We start from the raw sequence: 16,814 nt of genomic DNA on the forward strand, positions 1-16,814 counted from the left end.
TTGGATGCAAAAAGACCTCGCTAATTAACGAGGTCTTTCATTTAAATATTTATTACGTCATCAATTCACAGCATCTCTATGCTTTTGGTGAACTTCTACGTTGCGGTTTACCCGAAGATGGACCTTGGCGACGACTGCGACTAGCGCCTTCACCTGCTGGTTTATTTGCACCACGGTTTTGACCGTTACCCTGCTTACCTTTATTTGCGTTACCGCCGGTATTTCTTGCTGGACGGTTTTCACCTTCAGATTTTCCGCCCGCGTTTCCACCTTTGTTTGCAGGTTTGCGGTTAGAACTATTCGAATTGCCATTGCCCGCAACATGACGCTTATTCTTGCCAGCAGGTTTATTACCACGTGCATTGCCACCAGAACGTTGTCCATCAGCATGATCGACTTTTGGCTTTTTAGGTTTCTTAGGCTTAATTGGGCGCGTATCTAGTCTAGATTCCGGCAATGTCGTTTCTGGAATAAAGCCTTCTAGTTGATGACGAGGAAGAACTTGTTGGATCAGACGCTCAATCGAAAATAGTTCATACGTTTCTTCAGCCGTAACCAACGAAATAGCCTTGCCCACTTCGCCAGCACGACCAGTACGGCCAATACGGTGTACATAATCTTCTGACACGTTTGGCAGATCAAAGTTAACCACCTGAGGCAATTGTGGGATATCAATACCACGAGCAGCAATATCAGTTGCAACCAATACTCGTACTTGACCCGTTTTAAAGTTCTCAAGTGCTTTCGTTCTTGCGCCTTGGCTTTTGTTACCATGAATAGGTGCAGACGTAATACCTTGCCCTTCAAGGTAGCGTGACAAGCGGTTAGCACCATGCTTTGTCTTGCTGAATACCAACACTTGTCGCCAATCATTATCTTTAATTAACTTAGCAAGCATCGCACTTTTCTTGCTCTTATCCGCAGGGTAAATACTTTGCTCTACCGTTACCGCTGTTGAGTTAGCCGTGTTTACTGAAATTTCAACAGGGTTATTGACTAAACCCTTTGCTAGGCTGCGGATATCATCTGAAAAAGTGGCTGAAAATAGTAAGTTTTGACGCTTCTTTGGTAGGAAAGCTAGAACTTTACGAATATCGCGAATGAAGCCCATATCAAGCATGCGGTCAGCTTCATCAAGAACCAGCATTTCTAGTTGATCGAATCGAACTGCATTTTGATTATAAAGATCCAACAAGCGACCAGGTGTTGCCACTAGAACATCACTGCCTTGGCGAAGCTTCTGCATTTGCGGGTTGATTTTAACACCACCAAATACAACCGTTGCAGATAGAGGTAAATGCTTGCTGTACTTTACAACGTTGTCATAAATCTGAGCGGCCAATTCACGAGTTGGCGTCAATACAAGCGTTCGAACTTGATTATGGCGAACCTTAGTGCCTTTAGACAAAATTTCCAAAATAGGAAGTGTAAATGCCGCCGTTTTGCCAGTACCCGTTTGAGCCGCAGCCATTACATCCTGACCTTCCAAGACCGCTGGAATTGCTTGCGCTTGGATAGGTGATGGCTTGTCATAACCTTGCTCTTCAATAGCTTTAAGAATTGGAGCAGATAGACCCAAAGAGGTAAAACTCATAAATTGATTCTCGAATTAGATAATTAGGATCACTGATCTATTTCAATTCAATAGAAACAGTTTCTCTAGAAGACGGCAGAGGTAGGCATTTGCCTTTTACAGGCTTACAAAAATAGCTGCCGATTGAAGCGCGCTATTCTGAGGCTTTTACCATGGAAATGAAAGTAATATCGTGATTTAACCGCCGAGCAAACCCTGTTTTTGGTCATACATTCTATCATCAGCGAATTTCAGCATCTCATCCATTGTGGAAAATTCATCAGAATATAAAACGGAACCAATGCTAACTTTTATGTAAATCAACGCACCTTCATAAATGATCGGGGTTGAACTCAGTGATTTTTGGACCGTGACTTCAATTCGTCTCACATCTGAAGCGTTCATCACTCTAGGAAGCAATACTAAAAACTCATCGCCACCAATTCTCGCCATGAGATCAGAGCTTCTTAATACATTACGTACTCGCTCGGCACAAGCGACAAGCACTTTATCACCCGCAACATGGCCATAAGTGTCATTAATTTCTTTGAATTTATCGAGATCAAGATTGAGCAGTGCAAACCTTTCGTGACTTTCAGGTTTCTTCGCTGAATTAAACTGATCCTCAAGGATGTACATAAAGTACCGTCGATTTGGCAGTTTCGTCAGTTCATCATGCAAAGAACGGTTCTGTGCTGAAACATAGAGGCGATAAATGGTAACAAAGGCAAAGGCTAGAATGATGATAATCGGGTATCCGATCAATCGGACGCTATGTATCCTATACCAACTTGCACGATCGGCTGACCAAGGCGCCCTTGCTACTGCGACTTCCCAACTACCATAAGGGAAATTTACTTTTTCAGTCGCGAACGCATCATCGAAAACTGTTTGATCGCCATGAAATATCTCACCTTGCGAACCGGAGCTATCGAGCCCCCTAATCCCAAGCCTATATTTTAGCTCAAACGCTTCGATGCCAACTTCTTGAAATAGAGAGTCGAGATCAATGACTGCACTGCATACCCCCCAATACTCTTTATTATTAGGAGGGTCGGTAAAAATGGGGACACGAGCGATCAATCCTCGTCCACCTTGAACCAAGTTAACAGGACCAGCAATAAATATCTGTTCTATCTCTCGAGCTTTCACGATCGACGCATACTGAGCGGGAATCCGTCGATAATTCAGGTCTATAACTTTTTCATTACCTTGAAGCGGATAAACAAAATTAATGATGTCGTTTCTAGCTAACGCAATAATAGTGACATGCTTTGACTCTTTAATGATTTTTGCAGCAACCTTTTCCCAGTTATCAAAAGCGGTATCAGAATGGATACTCACAAGCGTAGAAAGGCTATTAGATACATAAATATCCGCGACAATAGCAGCTTCTAAGTTTGATCGGACTTTTGATAGCTCTTCTTTAGCACTGCTTTGGTATTGCTTATCGAGAAACATCATTTGATTCTGGTTTAGCAACTCAAGCAGCATAATGGCTACTATAACAAAAACGGCAAGCAGCAAATTTACAGACCATTGCTTACCAAAAAGGTAACGCATCAATGACACTCTCCATCAGTAATTTATTATAATTCTTATTAATAGAATAGACACTAAAGATAGAGTAACCTAATTGTCTAGTACTTACACAGTACATTTCTCAAATAACATGCATTTTCTCACTTACCTTTCATTTGATAAAACATCAATTAATATAAGAGAGTACCCGTTTTCTCAATCATTTATCAGCTGGCTATATGACTAAACAGCAGCGACCATTTTTTGCAGTAAACGAATCATATCGACTTGCTCATCGGTGTCTAATGAACTCAGTAGCTCTCTATTGACTTGTGCAGGCAATACGAGCAAGTCTTTTTCCATTGCCCGTCCTTTTTCCGTTAAATAGATCCGGAATGAACGCCGACTATTTGGATCGGCTTGTCTTTCCACCAGCCCAAGCTTTTCAAGTTTATCTAACGTTCTGGTTGTGGTTGAGTTCTCTACTTTGGATTTCACCGCAATATCTCTTTGCGTGATCCCTTCTTCTTCCCACAAACACATCATGGTTGGCCACAATGCGACCGTTAGCCCGTGCTTTTTAAGCTCTACTTCAAATTTTTTCGCGGCTTGGTTCGCGATGACATTAATCATCCAGCCAAAACTACTCTGGCGATCAAATTTCGTTTCCATATTTTCATACCAATGACGACACAACTATTGTCATGGTAACTAATCCGGCTGCAAGTAGCATTAATAATGCGCGCTTATTTGATGAAAAAGCTAATACGGCATTAGGGTCATCTAGCGTATTTTTTTGCTTACCGCTCACCATCGCCCACACTAGCGGTTTTGAACGCAGCTTATAAACGAGAATGGCTAGCAGGTGAACAGCAACGAGGGCTTGAAGTACTTTCGCAAAAAGACTATGAATTGCCATACTGGCATCATAAGCTGAGTCTGTGAGTAAGGGTTCTGCGAATGGCATGTTATCTAACAAGCCTGATATAACAATACCCGTTGAACACTGCATCAACAAACTCACTATTAGGACCACCACCATCCATGATCCTGCGGGGTTATGGCCAGGTTGCGCTTTTTCTCGCCCCATCAAATAGCTGACAACACGCTTTGGGGAAGCCACAAAAGCTTTAAATTGGCTCGTTTCGCTTCCCACAACGCCCCACAAAACTCGCCAGATAACAAGCGTAAATAGAGCTAACCCTAAGACAAGGTGTGGCCCTTCTCCACTGTTCCCACTCGCCACCAGTCCAATAAAAAGTAACGCTTGAAGCCAATGATAAAAACGTGTCGGTAGATCCCAGATTTTCATTTCATCTCCTCTCTGCTTGTGCAGAACATTGCAAAGTACATCAATTTTCTAGAGCACGTATTTTTATTGCTCTAATTCAACACAAACAATTTACACAACAATAGTTGCATGCGCAACTATTGTTGTGTAAATTACTTTCATCGACAGAGGTCATCAACGAAAAAAACATAATGGGAATACATATGAAAAAACTCACTATTGCATTACTTGTCACTCTACCTGCTTTTGCAAACGCTCAAAGTAGCCAAAATATTATTGATACGAGACAGCACTCTTTTTCTTCAATTGAAAATAAAACAGAACAACTTGAAGAAGTATTAGACAAAGACAAGCCTGATTGGACTGAAGTGGTAACCATAAGTGAAGAATTAACCCACCATAGCACTCAACTACGGGCTCTCTTTCCTGAAGGAAGCAGTGAAGGCAGCAAAGCAAAAGGGACAATTTGGGAAAAACCTGAAAAATTTAATAAGCTGATGATGGAAATGGATCAAGGATTCAAAGACTTATATCAAGCTAGCAAGAATCAAGATCTCAACTCAGCACAAAACGGGTTAGAACAAGCACAAGACACATGTAATAGCTGTCATCGTAGCTACCGTTCACGCTGGTAAGGAGTGGAGCATGCAGATAACCAAACACAAAGTCGTTGAACTCATATTTCTTGTTGGGATCATTATGTATGTTGGTGGCATCTTATCCCATATCGTCATCGCAAATGTTTTAGATCACAACAACTTACATGCCATCTATTATACGGCGCTTTATAAAGAGAAAAGTGCCTATATTCTTATCCTTCCGGGGCTATTACTGAAGATTACAGCCACAAAAGCTATGCTATCAAGCCACTGTGGCTAAAAATTCAATACGGTTGCATGGCATTTTTAACCATCAATGCTATCTTTTTCCTCTTTCCGATGATGCCAACAATGACCACTTTAGCGGCGCAAAATTTAGTCGCTGGAAAGATAACGGCTGCATACCAAGATGAAGCGGCTAAAGAGATGATCATTGGTATTTCGAACGCCTTGCCTCTACTAATCATGGTGGTGCTCAGCGCACTCGGCAGTAAACCCGTGCAAAAATAGTGGAAAATTAGAGAGCTTCTTCATTTTGGAGAAGCACCCTCCTGGTGCTGCTGCGCAATATATAAACCTCACCTATCCTTGACCTCATTTTTACATATATTCATCAATGTACTGATATAGTTAGCCTCCCGTAATGGCAGGATTCATCAAATGACACTTTCAAAAATCACACTCTGTATTTTACTCAGTACTTCAACTTTTTTTAGCGCATATAGCACGGCTGAATCTGCACGTATTACCGATATTGAGTTCGAACAGTCTGCCCAAATCATTCGTGACACTTACGAGCCTGAACTTTTTACTCTGCCGGCCTTCAAAGAAGGACACTACGGCTTACGTATGTTCCGCCAAACTTTAGACGATAGATACTCTGCGGCAATATGGAGCGACCTCGCGCGTATCGCAAGCCGACTCAACCACTTTTCTACGGAAGTACATACGCCTGAACAGATCATCCTATATTCAGAAAAACGTCTTTCTGGTTACGTAGGGGATGATGATGAGCGCAGCATGCGCCGTTATACCGCAACCAAGCATATGCCTGAATATCTGTATTTAGGGGTCGACCTATTAGGTTCAATGGCTAGGGCAAATGAATATGGTTTACAGCACCGCGACGATAAAAAACTGCGCCAAGTGATTCGTCGATATGATTTCAGCCACTATGCGACCAATGAAGAGATGATTAAAGCGTGGGCTGCTCAACTGGCGAACCAAGTCTATTGGCTACGTCAACTTGGCGAACAAGATGTCGTTGAAGCATTCACGGATTCCTTTAAGAAAGCCTACCCTGATGCCAATGATAAAAAATTATCAAAACAGCAATATGGCAATAAACTGTACGGCATGACTCATATTATTTTCGGTGACTCAGAGTATTACCAGCACCAAGTAAATGAACAAGACCACCAATGGATCTACGACTATTTCCGAGCGCACATTGACACTATTTTGTTACGCGCGAAAGAAGATGTCATAGCCGAAGTGGGGATCACATTCTTACTTGCGGGATTAGAAGATGATCCAGTGGTGTATAAAACCCGCAAAGCCATTCAAGCTTCAATCGATAAAGAGAAAGGTATGATTCCATCAGTAACGGGGGACTTTGATCTGAGCTATGGTGAGCATCGTAATGTTCTCGCCATTATGTTGCTCGACTGGCAAAAAACCAATGAAGCGCCGACCTTCCTCAAGCAACCTCAAGTCTTTAAACGCTTGCCTTTTGGTTTAGAGCAAGACATAACGCACTAACAAGCTAGAATAAATGGACGCCCTGAGCCATTAAGTAGCTCAGGGCACAACCAATTATCATTCAGAGTTAGAACCATTATGAGCCAAAATCACTCACAAATTGCCCTCCGCCTTCTGGACAAACACGATGTTAAAAGTTTATTAGAATTTGAGTTAGACAACAGAGACTGGTTTGAGCAATTTATTGATTCGAGAGGGGACGAGTTTTATACGCGAAGGGGACTTGAAGAGCATATAAGGCACTGCTTATCCCAATATGAGCAGAACTTGATGTATCCCACATTGATCATTGACCAACATGGAAAGATTTGTGGACGAGCGAATATTCACTTTATCGAACACGTCACTAAGCGTGGGGCAATAGGTTATCGAATCGGGCAGAATTTTTGTCATCAAGGTATTGCCAGTCAAGCGACTCGTTTACTCATTGAACATGCAAAAAATCACCTTCAACTTAAACAGTTGGCTGCTTTTGCATCCGTGGAAAACCTTGCCTCACAACGCGTGCTGGAAAAAAACGGCTTTGTGAAAGCGGGAATCAAAGAAGAATTTACTTTAGTTCAAGACCAAGTATTAGATTGCTTTGACTACCGCCTATCTCTGACAAGTCCTTAATCACCTGCCATCAAAACCGAACCTTACTTATCGCAAAAACATAGCCTTAATTAATTTAGACAATAACTTTTTCTGAGTCAGCATCCAGTGGCTTCTCGGTAACCAAGCTGGCGTTTTCAGTACTGTTTTTGCATTTGAGAAAGCATGAAAACCTTCGATTCCGTGATAACTCCCAATACCCGACTCACCAATACCCCCAAATGGAGCGTCGTCTGCCGCAACTTGTAAAATGGTATCGTTAATCGCTACGCCACCACTGTGCGTACTATTCAGCACTCGGCTTTGAAGTTCCTTATCGCTGCTCATTAGATACAGAGCAAGGGGCCGCTGATGGCTATTAATGTATGTAATGCACTCATCCACATTTTTATAGGTCATAATTGGCAATATTGGCCCAAAAATTTCGTCTTGCATCAGTAGCATTGAATCGTCGACATCAGTAACAAAATGCGGCCACATCTGACGAGCTTCACTCAATTCACCTTCAATCGTCGTGATCGTCGCGCCCCTGTTTTTTGCATCTTCAAGGTAGGAGTTCAATCGTGCAAATTGTGCTTGATTGATAATGTTCGTTATCTCTCTGCGCCCTTTTTTCTCTTTAAACGCCTTTAAGAAACGTTGTTTGTAGATCTCAATAAACTCATTCTGCTTTCCATCAGGCACAAAGATATAATCAGGGGCGACACAAATCTGACCTGCATTACTCGATTTACCAAACATAATCGCATCAACGGCACTTTTTAAATCGGCATCTTCACCGATAATAGTTGGCGATTTCCCACCTAACTCTAAAGTAATCGGCGTTAAGTGCTCTGCAGCGGCTTTTGCCACTAATCTCCCAACCGCTGTCGAGCCCGTGAACAGCAAATGGTTGAACGGCAAACGACTGAATTCAGCGGCAATAGCGCCATCCCCTTCAATCAAAACCACTTGGTCAGGAAAAGATTTAAAGATTGAACGCAACACTTGATTGGTTGAAGGTGTGAATTCACTTAATTTCACCATCACTCGGTTGCCCGCCGCTAACGCCGTAACTATAGGCGCAATACTTAGCACAATTGGGAAATTCCACGGAACAATAACGCCAACTACACCCAATGGCTGATAATGAACACTTACTGTTGATGGAGTAAGTAGTAATCCAGCATGACGACGAGAAGGTTTCATCCACTTTGGTAATTTCTTAATGGTGTAATTGATATGTTGAATGGCAGGCATAAGATCGCACACCATAGAATCAAAGGAGCTACGGAACCCATAATCCTCAGATAAAGCCTCTATCAACGCGGGACGGCTTTTTAGCACATTCGCCTTTAGTTGCTGTAGTGTTTCGATTCTCACCTGCTTATCTGGGTAGCAATTGCCTTGATAAGCTTGGGTAAGATCAGAAAAGTGACGCTCAAGCGAAGACACCTCTAGCGAACCATCACTCACCTGTACATTATCAATCTGTGCTTGCGCGTTCATTCCAAATTCACCTTATTATGTTTTCCTGTATTCAAGTAATAATGCCTGATCCGATGAGTTGCAAGTTATGAGCTCACAATTGCAGTAATATTGACCTGAAAAACACAATCTTGCTCACTTAGGCTAGATTCCAATTTGTGCTAATAACTCTTGAGCAGATAGTTTGGGAGAGTCAGCATGACAAATAGCAGAAACTAGCGCGATACCGGCAACCTTGGTCGCCACGACCGCATCAAGGTTGTCTGAATTAAGCCCACCAATCGCAACAATCGGTAATGCACTTTTGCTCACGGCCTGAGCTAATCCACTAATTCCCCACTCTTTATTGATATTGGTTTTGGTCGGTGTGGAAAAAATAGCACTTAAACCAATGTAATCAATGGGCAATGATTGTGACTCTTGTAACTGCTGCTCATTTTCAACCGACAGCCCTAGTATCTTATCCTTTCCTATTAGTTGCCTTGCGATCTTAACGGGCATATCAGATTGCCCGAGGTGAACCCCATCAGCATCCACAGCAAGTGCCACATCAACCCGGTCATTAATAATAAGAGGGACATTTGTTCCTTCGAGCACAGTTTTTACTGCTTGAACCCGTTGAATAAATGACTGTATATCTCCATGTTTTTCACGCACTTGGATCATGGTTACGCCACCAGCAACCGCCTGTTCAACGACATGCTTCAATGTGTCGATATCTTGTTGATCATCGGTGACTAAATATAAACGGTAGGGATTCATTGTTATTTCGCCTTGTTTTTAAGATCAGCTTCCACTTATTTTAAACTCAATCAAAAAGCCAGAATCGCTTGATACTGACTTTTATCATCACTGAACATTCTGATTAAGACATTTTCAAGCGTTCGATCAGCGTTGCGCTATCCATCTGATACAAATTATCGAGCAAATTAACCTGTAAACTTCCTGGGCCTTTCGACTGCTCTGCGGCTATTTCTCCTGCAACACCTAATATCGCAGCGGCCGCGACACCAGACTCATCCCCAACAGCAGCAAAAGCGCCAGTCAGCGCGGTTAGCGTGCATCCCATTCCCGTCACATACGGCATCATTGCGTCGCCATTATTTAGTTGCGTTTGACCTTTTGGAGTGATGATATAATCTGTCGCACCAGAAACCACAACACTGCACTGGTAGGTTTCAACGAGATAATGCGCCGCCCCTAATGCCGCATCACTGCTGTCTAGCGCATCGACACCTTTACTTTGTCCCTCTTCACCCGCCAACGCGATGATTTCAGAAGCATTACCACGAATGATCAACTTCTTAGCCTTTTTTGCTATTTGACGAGAAACCTCTGTGCGTAACCCACTCGCGCCACAACCAACTGGATCAAGCACCACCACTTTTTGGTATGTATTAGCTTGCTCAACAGCAAATAACATTCGTTCAATCCAAACGCTGTCTAACGTACCGATATTAATGACTAACGCCCCTGAGAACGACATCATCTCTGCCATTTCTTGGCGTGAATGAGCCATAATAGGCGAAGCTCCAATAGCCAAAAGTGCATTAGCCGTATTATTCATCACCACGTAATTGGTAATGTTCAGCACTAGCGGTTTATGCTCACGCAGTGCATCAAGCGCCTTTACAATTTGTTCTGCATTCATAGGTTCACCTCAGCGGTTTTGTCTTGTGCCTGCTCAGATATTTTCGCGTCTAAGCCTTGTTGCCAAAAAGCAATTTCCATTCGGGTAGCGGTTTTAAAAACATCGATTAAACGACGTCCACGCTCACTATTAATGTCAATATCAGCCAGTAACTCATCAATATGCGATACACCTGTAGCGACACCTTGTTGAAATTCATCTCCGCTATAAAGCTCTATCCAACTGGCATAAGGATTACCTTCTAATACCGTTTTCTCGCTAGCCATCAATTGGCGACCGATAAGGGCATAACCAAGTGAGCACGGAGCCAAAGCCGCATAAAGATCGACAATATCGCCCGACATTCCAGCATCAAGTACGTAGCGGGTATAAGCCACGGTTCCAACATCTTCCGGTTCCGCTTCTAAGTCCGTTTCCGTTAAGCCCCAATTGGCGCAGTAACTAACATGGTGAGCAATTTCTGAATCTAGCAGCGCGTGGACACTAGGCAGAGCTTTACGCATATCCGCCAAAGTTCGAGCTTTATAAATCGCAAGCGCATAAGCACGAGCGTACTGCTTCAAAAATAGAAAATCTTGCTTTAGATAGTGCAGATAACAGTCTGCATGTAAGGAACCATTCCCTAACTGTTGAACAAACGAATGCTTGGTATAAGCGTCCCAATCCTCTTGGCATGCCTTAATTAGATCTTGTTGATTCATCGTGATTTCTCACTCTTTTAAATGATGATAAATTGCGAACAGAAAATGGGATTACTCAAAAGTGGGTACGTAATCTTTCGCTTTAGGCAGAGATTGGATGATATTTTGCGAATACATAAACTGCGCATAATCGTCGTAACGCTTCAAATCAACAGCGGATGGTCGCAGCGCAAAACGGTTTAACGTATCGTTCCACGCGCGCTTATTCAGTTCATTATTGAGCGTATCTGGCGCATAAGCGACGAACTGCTTCCAAGACTCTTGAGGATGATTGACGATATAAACCGTGGCCTGCTCTAAGGCTTTATTGAATGCTTTTATTGCTTCTTTATCGTAAGTGTTTGCATTCGCGACAAACACCAATTCATCATAGGTCGGCACGCCATGTTCTTCGGGAAAAAACGCTTTCGATTGATAACCCTCTAATGCCAACTGATTGGTTTCAAAGTTGCGTAAACCGCCCCAAATCGCATCCACTTTTCCTGCGGCTAATGACGAAGACAATGCCCACCCAACGTTGATGATCTCTACATCTTTATAGTTCACACCACTGGTTTGCAGCATGGTGCCAATCGTCGCCTCTTCATTGCCCGCAATCGCGATGCCTATTTTTTTCCCTTTTAGATCTGACATGTCACCAATCTTGTTATTGTCGAGCACCATCAGCGTATTCAATGGCGTGGCAATCAAGGTTGAAGCGCGAATAAGTGGCAAGCCCGCCGCGACATCAATGGTTAAATTAGGCTGATATGAAATAGCTAAATCCACTTTATTAGCCGCAACGAGCTTAGGTGGTGTACTTGGGTCAGCAGGCTCCTGTATCTCGACTTTTAAGCCTTGCTGTGCAAAATATCCTCGCTCTTTCGCAATCACAATCGGCCCGTGGTTTGGGTTCACAAACCAATCAAGCATCAATGCCAGCGGCTTAACTTCAACGCTCTCGTCAGCTTGAACGTTCACAGAAAGCAATGTAGTCGCAAGTGCAATAGCACTCATAATCGTTTTCTTTTTCACTGTTTTTCCTTCTTGTATTTCCATATTGGTAATCTATTCATGAGCGGCTTAGCTCATTCATTTTTTTGTTGTAATAAGTTTTCAAACCGCTGCTCTATCGGCTCATATTCCGATGATGCACGCTCCTTGAATCGCACATAATGGGGATCACACTTCCCACGGGATCAGTTTCTTCAAAATGAAATCGGCACAGAAATAGAGTGAGACAGACAACGCTGAAAGCACAAACAGTGCAGCAAACATGTCATCTATCATCATCCGAGCATTGGTCTGTAACATCAGATAACCCAAACCTTCACTTGATCCCACCCACTCTCCCGCAACCGCGCCAATCGGGGCAATTACCACAGCTACTCGAATGCCGGAACCTAAAGTAGGCAGCGAAGCAGGCAATTGAATATGGCGTAACATTTGCCATTTGGTTGCGCCCATGGTTTTAGCCAAATCAAGATAGCCAACAGGAGTGTTACGTAATCCGTCATAGCAGCATGTCGTCACAGGGAAAAAAATGATCAACGCCGCCATGACGATTTTTGATGCAATGCCATAGCCAAGCCACAGCATAAGAACGGGAGCAATCGCGAATACTGGAATGGCTTGGCTAGCAATGAGAATTGGGAGTAACCAACGTTTTACTGGTTTAAATAACAACATCTGTAACGCAAATAACAACCCCATAGAAAGCCCTAAAAGTAGGCCTAAAATGATCTCTTGCGCTGTAACGAAGGTATGTTTAGCCAATACGTCAGAGCGTTGAATTAAGCTATCAAAGACATCTAACGGGGCTGGCAGAATGAAAGGAGGAGTCTCAAAGATCACCACAATCGCTTGCCAAAGCCCAACGATAACCACCCCAGAAAGCAGCATTCGAAACAGCAGATGAGGGAGATGACGGTTATCAAGAAGACGTCTGGAGACCAATCTTAGTTGAGCCGAACTATTCATAGTCACTCTCCAACTGCTCGATAATGCACTGCTGTAACTGAGCACAATTGGAATCAAACTTTCTTGGCATTTCAGAGTCAGGAACAGACAAAATATCGGCAATGTTCAATGATGATGCAAAAGCAGGAGTGCCTTGAATTATGTATAACTGATGCGCTAATCGAATCGCTTCTTGTGGATCATGAGTGATCAATACCACCGTTTTATCTGCAAGTAGTTCATAGGCTAAATTTTGTAATCGGTAGCGAGTAACCGCATCCAACGCCGAGAAAGGTTCATCCATTAACACAATCGGTTTGTCTTGCATTAAAGTTCGAGCTAAAGCGACTCTCTGGCGCATACCACCCGATAGCTGCTGAGGCAGAAGTTGAGCCTTGCCTGCTAATCCCACTCGGTTCAGTAGATCTAGAGCTTTAGCTTGCTGATGTTCAAAGGCTGAAGATCCAAATTTATCACTCAGCAGCACATTATCTAATACCGACAGCCAAGGCATCAGCAGATCTTGCTGAGCCATATACGCAATATGACCATCAATTGCGATAGCTTGAGAGGCTTTATCGTTACCGCAGAGTTTAAGCTCACCACGCCACTCAGCTTTACCTTCTAACAGCCCCGCAAGGTAGCGAAGTAAAGAACTTTTCCCACAACCGCTGCGCCCTAAAATACACGTCCATAACGTTGCAGGAATGCGCATATTTAGCCCTGAAATAATGGGCTGTTCAGTATCTTGGTAACGTAAATAGCCCGATATAATGTCTAACCACTCCCCAGGTTCAACACTGAGAACCGAGCGATTAAGCGATGCTTGAGCTGGCGCGTCCTGCATATTAACGGACATCATTATGACCATCAAAGAAGTGGTGAACTGGACCATGTCCTTGGCCAATATCCAACTCATCGGCATGAGCGATGGCTAAAGATATATATTGCTTAGCCAACTTAACCGCACTGAGTAGATCATTACCTTGTGCTAAATATGAGGCGATTGCCGATGATAAAGTACATCCCGTGCCATGAGTATTATGGGTATCTACTCTTTTTGCACTCAAACGCTCAACGCGATCGGAAAAGATCAGCAAATCATTACTATTCTCATCGCACTCTAGATGGCCACCTTTGAGCAGCACTGAGTTCGCACCCAACTGTCGCAGATCAGCAATCATCAAGTTCATTGCATTTTCATTGGTTGGAATAGAACTACCAATCAGAGCGGCACCTTCAGGAAGGTTTGGAGTGATCACATCAGCCAGTGGAAGCAGTTCTGCTTTTAGCGTACTGATCGCTGAGTTCTCTAACAGCAAGTCTCCACTGGTCGCGACCATTACCGGGTCAACCACGACAAATTGTGGTCGATACTGCTTAATCTTTGCGGCAACGGTTTTAATGATTTCAGAATCAGCCAGCATCCCGACTTTAACAGCGACAACATTTAAATCGGTGAAAACCGCATCTAACTGGGTTTCAATATGATCAATTGGAATGGGGAAAATGGCCGAAACGCCGAGTGTATTTTGAGAAGTAATGGCCGTTATTACCGAACAGGAATAGCTGCCTGTGGCCGACATCGCTTTAATATCAGCTTGAATTCCCGCGCCACCGCCGCTATCAGAGCCTGCAATAGTCAACACAATCGGAGTGGCAGAATCAGGTAATATTTGGGAAGAGGAATGTGATGATATATGAGAATGTGACATAAAAGCTCCAAGACTGATGCAAGGAACTCTCTGGCTAAAAAACAGACGAATGTTGGGATCGATTCATCATTAGCAAGACTATAGTTCCCTACGCCAGTGTTAACTGAATCAGGTTCAACGGGTCTCGCAATTGCGATCTCAGCCTAATGGCCCCCCGACTATGTAAGCCGCGATAATAACAATTTTTCTAAAAAGGGCAACGATTATAGCGACGAATATCGATAAAAAAGTAAAACTGACAACAACTTAACTTGTGAATAATTGCAACTCGTCGCACAATCCAGCTTCATCTCAACCACTATTTGCTCTCTGTTATAGAGGCTATTTTAGAGCTCACTTATGGATCTTATTCTCAGTCCCACTTTTTTTGCTTTAATCCTTGTTTTTATCTTTGCGGCGATTGTCCGCGGCTTCTCTGGCTTCGGTTTCACGCTTATCGCTCTGCCCTTGAGTGCTCTGTTTGTGCCTGTCATAAAACTGGTTCCGGTATTTATGCTTATCGACTGCCTAGGTAATATTCAACTGCTCCCGAAAGTCAGAAGGTCGGTGGATTGGTCTTGGGTCGCACACGTTTTTATTCCTTGCCTTGTGTTTACTCCGGTAGGGCTATTGCTGCTCACTTCGGTTGATCAGCAAACCATCATCCTAATCATCAGCGGTTTCATTTTTGCTTCTGCTTTCATGATCCAGCGCGGTTTTCAGTACTCGAAAAAGAGTCGAGTTGCTCCTCTCATTTTAGGCAGTTTAGCCGGAATCATGAATGGTGCGGCTTCCATGTCTGGCCCACCCATTGGCACTCACGCATTAGCCAGTCCATTCTCACCTATCGTGGCAAGAGCCTGTTTAATCGCTTTCTTTGTGCTAGCTGATTCGACTGCTTTTATCTCTGCGAGTGTCGCTGGCTTAGTCGATTGGAATACCGTAATTCTTACCCTTGCTCTATTACCAAGTAGCATGTTTGGCGGAACCGTTGGAACGAAATTATTTGATAAATATGGTGCAGCAAAGTTCAAACCCGTCACTATTGGTTTATTGGTGGTCATTGCGAGTTTCAGCGTGTTACGAGTGGTGTTTAATTCTTAGTCAGGCTCTCTTGGTCAGCCTTGTGTAAATTTTTCACTTATTCGCGGCAATTTCCAAGCCTGATCATTGCATTCACTCATTTTACGAGGCAGGCTGAGAGCGATCATAAGTTATTGAAACGGAATAATATTGGATATGAACATTCTTAAGCCTATCTCAGCTGCACTTCTTATCGCCACTAGCCATTTTGCACTAGCCGACGTAACCTTAAATCTTCCTTCTGACGTCACTCTCTTAGCCGTCAATATGGAAAAGCCACAAACCTCAGGAAGTTTCTTCTCTTCGGTGACCAGTGCAACTTTAGAAGATGGACAAAACCAGATCGTTTTCCGCTTTGAGCCCTATTTTGACAAAGGGAATGAACGCAATAGTGTGAGCAGCGATGTTTATATCGTCACTTTTGATGAAGCGAATACAAAATTAGACTTTGTCCTCCCAAAATACCGAACTGAACGTGAAGCAGAACGTGAAATCGGAAACATGGAGTGGTCGTTGATCGACGAGAAAGGCGAAACCATTTCAATTAAAACCGACAAGCTAAAAAAAGACGGCATGCAACTTGGTCGTAACTATGTTCGTGAATCAGAGGATTATAACCGTGCCGGAGGCATTGCTTCTATCGGTGTTATCACCACTGTCGTGACGCTTCCAAAAGCAAAGACAGAAACCGCGACAAAACCAGTCGTTGTAACACAAGCGGAGCAACCACAAATTGACAGTACTGCTGAAGAAATGCTGCATTTTTGGTACAGCAAAGCTGATGCTGACACCCAAGCCCGCTTTAAAGATTTCATCAATAAGAAGTAAAGTTAGCACTCAGTAAAATGCCATCAACTGTCTGTTTAGTTTAAATTTTATCAAGATAGTAGAAAAATAACTGGCTTCCTGTTAGCTTGAATTATTCAATAATGAATAGTTAA

The 16,814-nt window shown here is 43.2% G+C and carries 18 protein-coding genes, 1 pseudogene and 1 riboswitch; of the genes and pseudogenes, 7 read left to right on the forward strand and 12 right to left on the reverse strand.

Features of this window, described 5'->3' with window-relative positions:
• Positions 1 to 76: 76 nt before the first annotated feature.
• The 4 genes from L4C39_RS02275 to L4C39_RS02290 all read right to left on the reverse strand — a co-directional run bounded on the left by L4C39_RS02275 (position 77) and on the right by L4C39_RS02290 (position 4,406).
• Positions 77 to 1,594, reverse strand: a complete 1,518-nt coding sequence (locus L4C39_RS02275; RefSeq protein ID WP_429744163.1) for a DEAD/DEAH box helicase — start codon at positions 1,592 to 1,594, stop codon at positions 77 to 79.
• A gap of 177 nt (positions 1,595 to 1,771) precedes the next feature.
• The gene (locus L4C39_RS02280) at positions 1,772 to 3,136 is read right to left on the reverse strand and encodes a diguanylate cyclase (RefSeq protein WP_429744165.1); all 1,365 of its coding nucleotides are present in this window, start codon (positions 3,134 to 3,136) and stop codon (positions 1,772 to 1,774) included.
• A gap of 201 nt (positions 3,137 to 3,337) precedes the next feature.
• Positions 3,338 to 3,766, reverse strand: coding sequence for a MarR family winged helix-turn-helix transcriptional regulator (locus tag L4C39_RS02285; RefSeq protein ID WP_113800112.1), 429 nt, complete (start codon positions 3,764 to 3,766; stop codon positions 3,338 to 3,340).
• Between the two features lie 4 nt (positions 3,767 to 3,770).
• Positions 3,771 to 4,406: a cytochrome b/b6 domain-containing protein gene (locus L4C39_RS02290; RefSeq protein WP_429744168.1), complete on the reverse strand. Its 636-nt coding sequence runs from the start codon at positions 4,404 to 4,406 to the stop codon at positions 3,771 to 3,773.
• A gap of 182 nt (positions 4,407 to 4,588) precedes the next feature.
• On the opposite strand from L4C39_RS02290, the gene L4C39_RS02295 reads away from it, so the two are divergent.
• The 5 genes from L4C39_RS02295 (at position 4,589) to L4C39_RS02315 (ending at position 7,360) form a co-directional block, all read left to right on the forward strand.
• Positions 4,589 to 5,020: a c-type cytochrome gene (locus tag L4C39_RS02295; RefSeq protein WP_136994745.1), complete on the forward strand. Its 432-nt coding sequence runs from the start codon at positions 4,589 to 4,591 to the stop codon at positions 5,018 to 5,020.
• 10 nt (positions 5,021 to 5,030) lie between these two features.
• A complete protein-coding gene (locus tag L4C39_RS02300) occupies positions 5,031 to 5,264 on the forward strand; it encodes a hypothetical protein (protein ID WP_429744171.1) in 234 nt (77 codons plus the stop codon).
• A gap of 17 nt (positions 5,265 to 5,281) precedes the next feature.
• On the forward strand, positions 5,282 to 5,494 hold the full coding sequence (locus L4C39_RS02305) for a hypothetical protein (RefSeq protein WP_429744173.1): 213 nt from the start codon (positions 5,282 to 5,284) through the stop codon (positions 5,492 to 5,494).
• Between the two features lie 150 nt (positions 5,495 to 5,644).
• A complete protein-coding gene (locus L4C39_RS02310; RefSeq protein ID WP_429744175.1) occupies positions 5,645 to 6,745 on the forward strand; it encodes a DUF3541 domain-containing protein in 1,101 nt (366 codons plus the stop codon).
• Positions 6,746 to 6,823: 78 nt separating this feature from the next.
• A complete protein-coding gene (locus tag L4C39_RS02315) occupies positions 6,824 to 7,360 on the forward strand; it encodes a GNAT family N-acetyltransferase (protein WP_429744177.1) in 537 nt (178 codons plus the stop codon).
• Positions 7,361 to 7,387: 27 nt separating this feature from the next.
• Here L4C39_RS02315 and L4C39_RS02320 read toward each other — a convergent pair whose 3' ends face one another.
• The 8 genes and pseudogenes from L4C39_RS02320 to thiD form a co-directional block, all read right to left on the reverse strand.
• Complete coding sequence (locus tag L4C39_RS02320) at positions 7,388 to 8,827, reverse strand: coniferyl aldehyde dehydrogenase (protein WP_429744179.1); 1,440 nt, start codon at positions 8,825 to 8,827, stop codon at positions 7,388 to 7,390.
• A 123-nt stretch (positions 8,828 to 8,950) separates the two neighbouring features.
• Complete coding sequence (gene thiE / locus L4C39_RS02325; protein WP_429744181.1) at positions 8,951 to 9,568, reverse strand: thiamine phosphate synthase; 618 nt, start codon at positions 9,566 to 9,568, stop codon at positions 8,951 to 8,953.
• Positions 9,569 to 9,671: 103 nt separating this feature from the next.
• Positions 9,672 to 10,457 carry a hydroxyethylthiazole kinase gene (gene thiM / locus L4C39_RS02330; protein ID WP_429744183.1) on the reverse strand — a complete coding sequence of 262 codons (786 nt, stop codon included), beginning with the start codon at positions 10,455 to 10,457 and terminating at the stop codon, positions 9,672 to 9,674.
• Positions 10,454 to 11,158, reverse strand: a complete 705-nt coding sequence (tenA, locus tag L4C39_RS02335; RefSeq protein ID WP_429744185.1) for a thiaminase II — start codon at positions 11,156 to 11,158, stop codon at positions 10,454 to 10,456. The genes thiM and tenA overlap by 4 nt, the downstream gene beginning before the upstream one ends.
• A gap of 51 nt (positions 11,159 to 11,209) precedes the next feature.
• Complete coding sequence (locus L4C39_RS02340) at positions 11,210 to 12,196, reverse strand: ABC transporter substrate-binding protein (protein ID WP_429744187.1); 987 nt, start codon at positions 12,194 to 12,196, stop codon at positions 11,210 to 11,212.
• Positions 12,197 to 12,319: 123 nt separating this feature from the next.
• Positions 12,320 to 13,030 (reverse strand): annotated as a pseudogene (locus tag L4C39_RS02345) (ABC transporter permease); the annotation flags it as partial.
• A 79-nt stretch (positions 13,031 to 13,109) separates the two neighbouring features.
• A complete protein-coding gene (locus L4C39_RS02350; RefSeq protein ID WP_429744189.1) occupies positions 13,110 to 13,958 on the reverse strand; it encodes an ABC transporter ATP-binding protein in 849 nt (282 codons plus the stop codon).
• On the reverse strand, positions 13,945 to 14,811 hold the full coding sequence (gene thiD / locus L4C39_RS02355; RefSeq protein WP_429744191.1) for a bifunctional hydroxymethylpyrimidine kinase/phosphomethylpyrimidine kinase: 867 nt from the start codon (positions 14,809 to 14,811) through the stop codon (positions 13,945 to 13,947). Before thiD ends, L4C39_RS02350 begins: the two co-directional genes overlap by 14 nt.
• 68 nt (positions 14,812 to 14,879) lie before the next feature.
• Positions 14,880 to 14,978, reverse strand: a riboswitch (TPP riboswitch).
• A gap of 172 nt (positions 14,979 to 15,150) precedes the next feature.
• Here thiD and L4C39_RS02360 point away from each other — a divergent pair.
• Positions 15,151 to 15,894: a sulfite exporter TauE/SafE family protein gene (locus tag L4C39_RS02360; protein ID WP_429744193.1), complete on the forward strand. Its 744-nt coding sequence runs from the start codon at positions 15,151 to 15,153 to the stop codon at positions 15,892 to 15,894.
• 135 nt (positions 15,895 to 16,029) lie between these two features.
• Positions 16,030 to 16,701 (forward strand): DUF2057 family protein, encoded by a 672-nt coding sequence (locus L4C39_RS02365; protein WP_429744195.1) that lies wholly within the window; start codon positions 16,030 to 16,032, stop codon positions 16,699 to 16,701.
• The last annotated feature ends 113 nt before the right edge of the window (positions 16,702 to 16,814 follow it).

It is taken from the genome of Vibrio clamense (assembly GCF_050337905.1).
GTDB classification, from domain to species: domain Bacteria; phylum Pseudomonadota; class Gammaproteobacteria; order Enterobacterales; family Vibrionaceae; genus Vibrio; species Vibrio cortegadensis.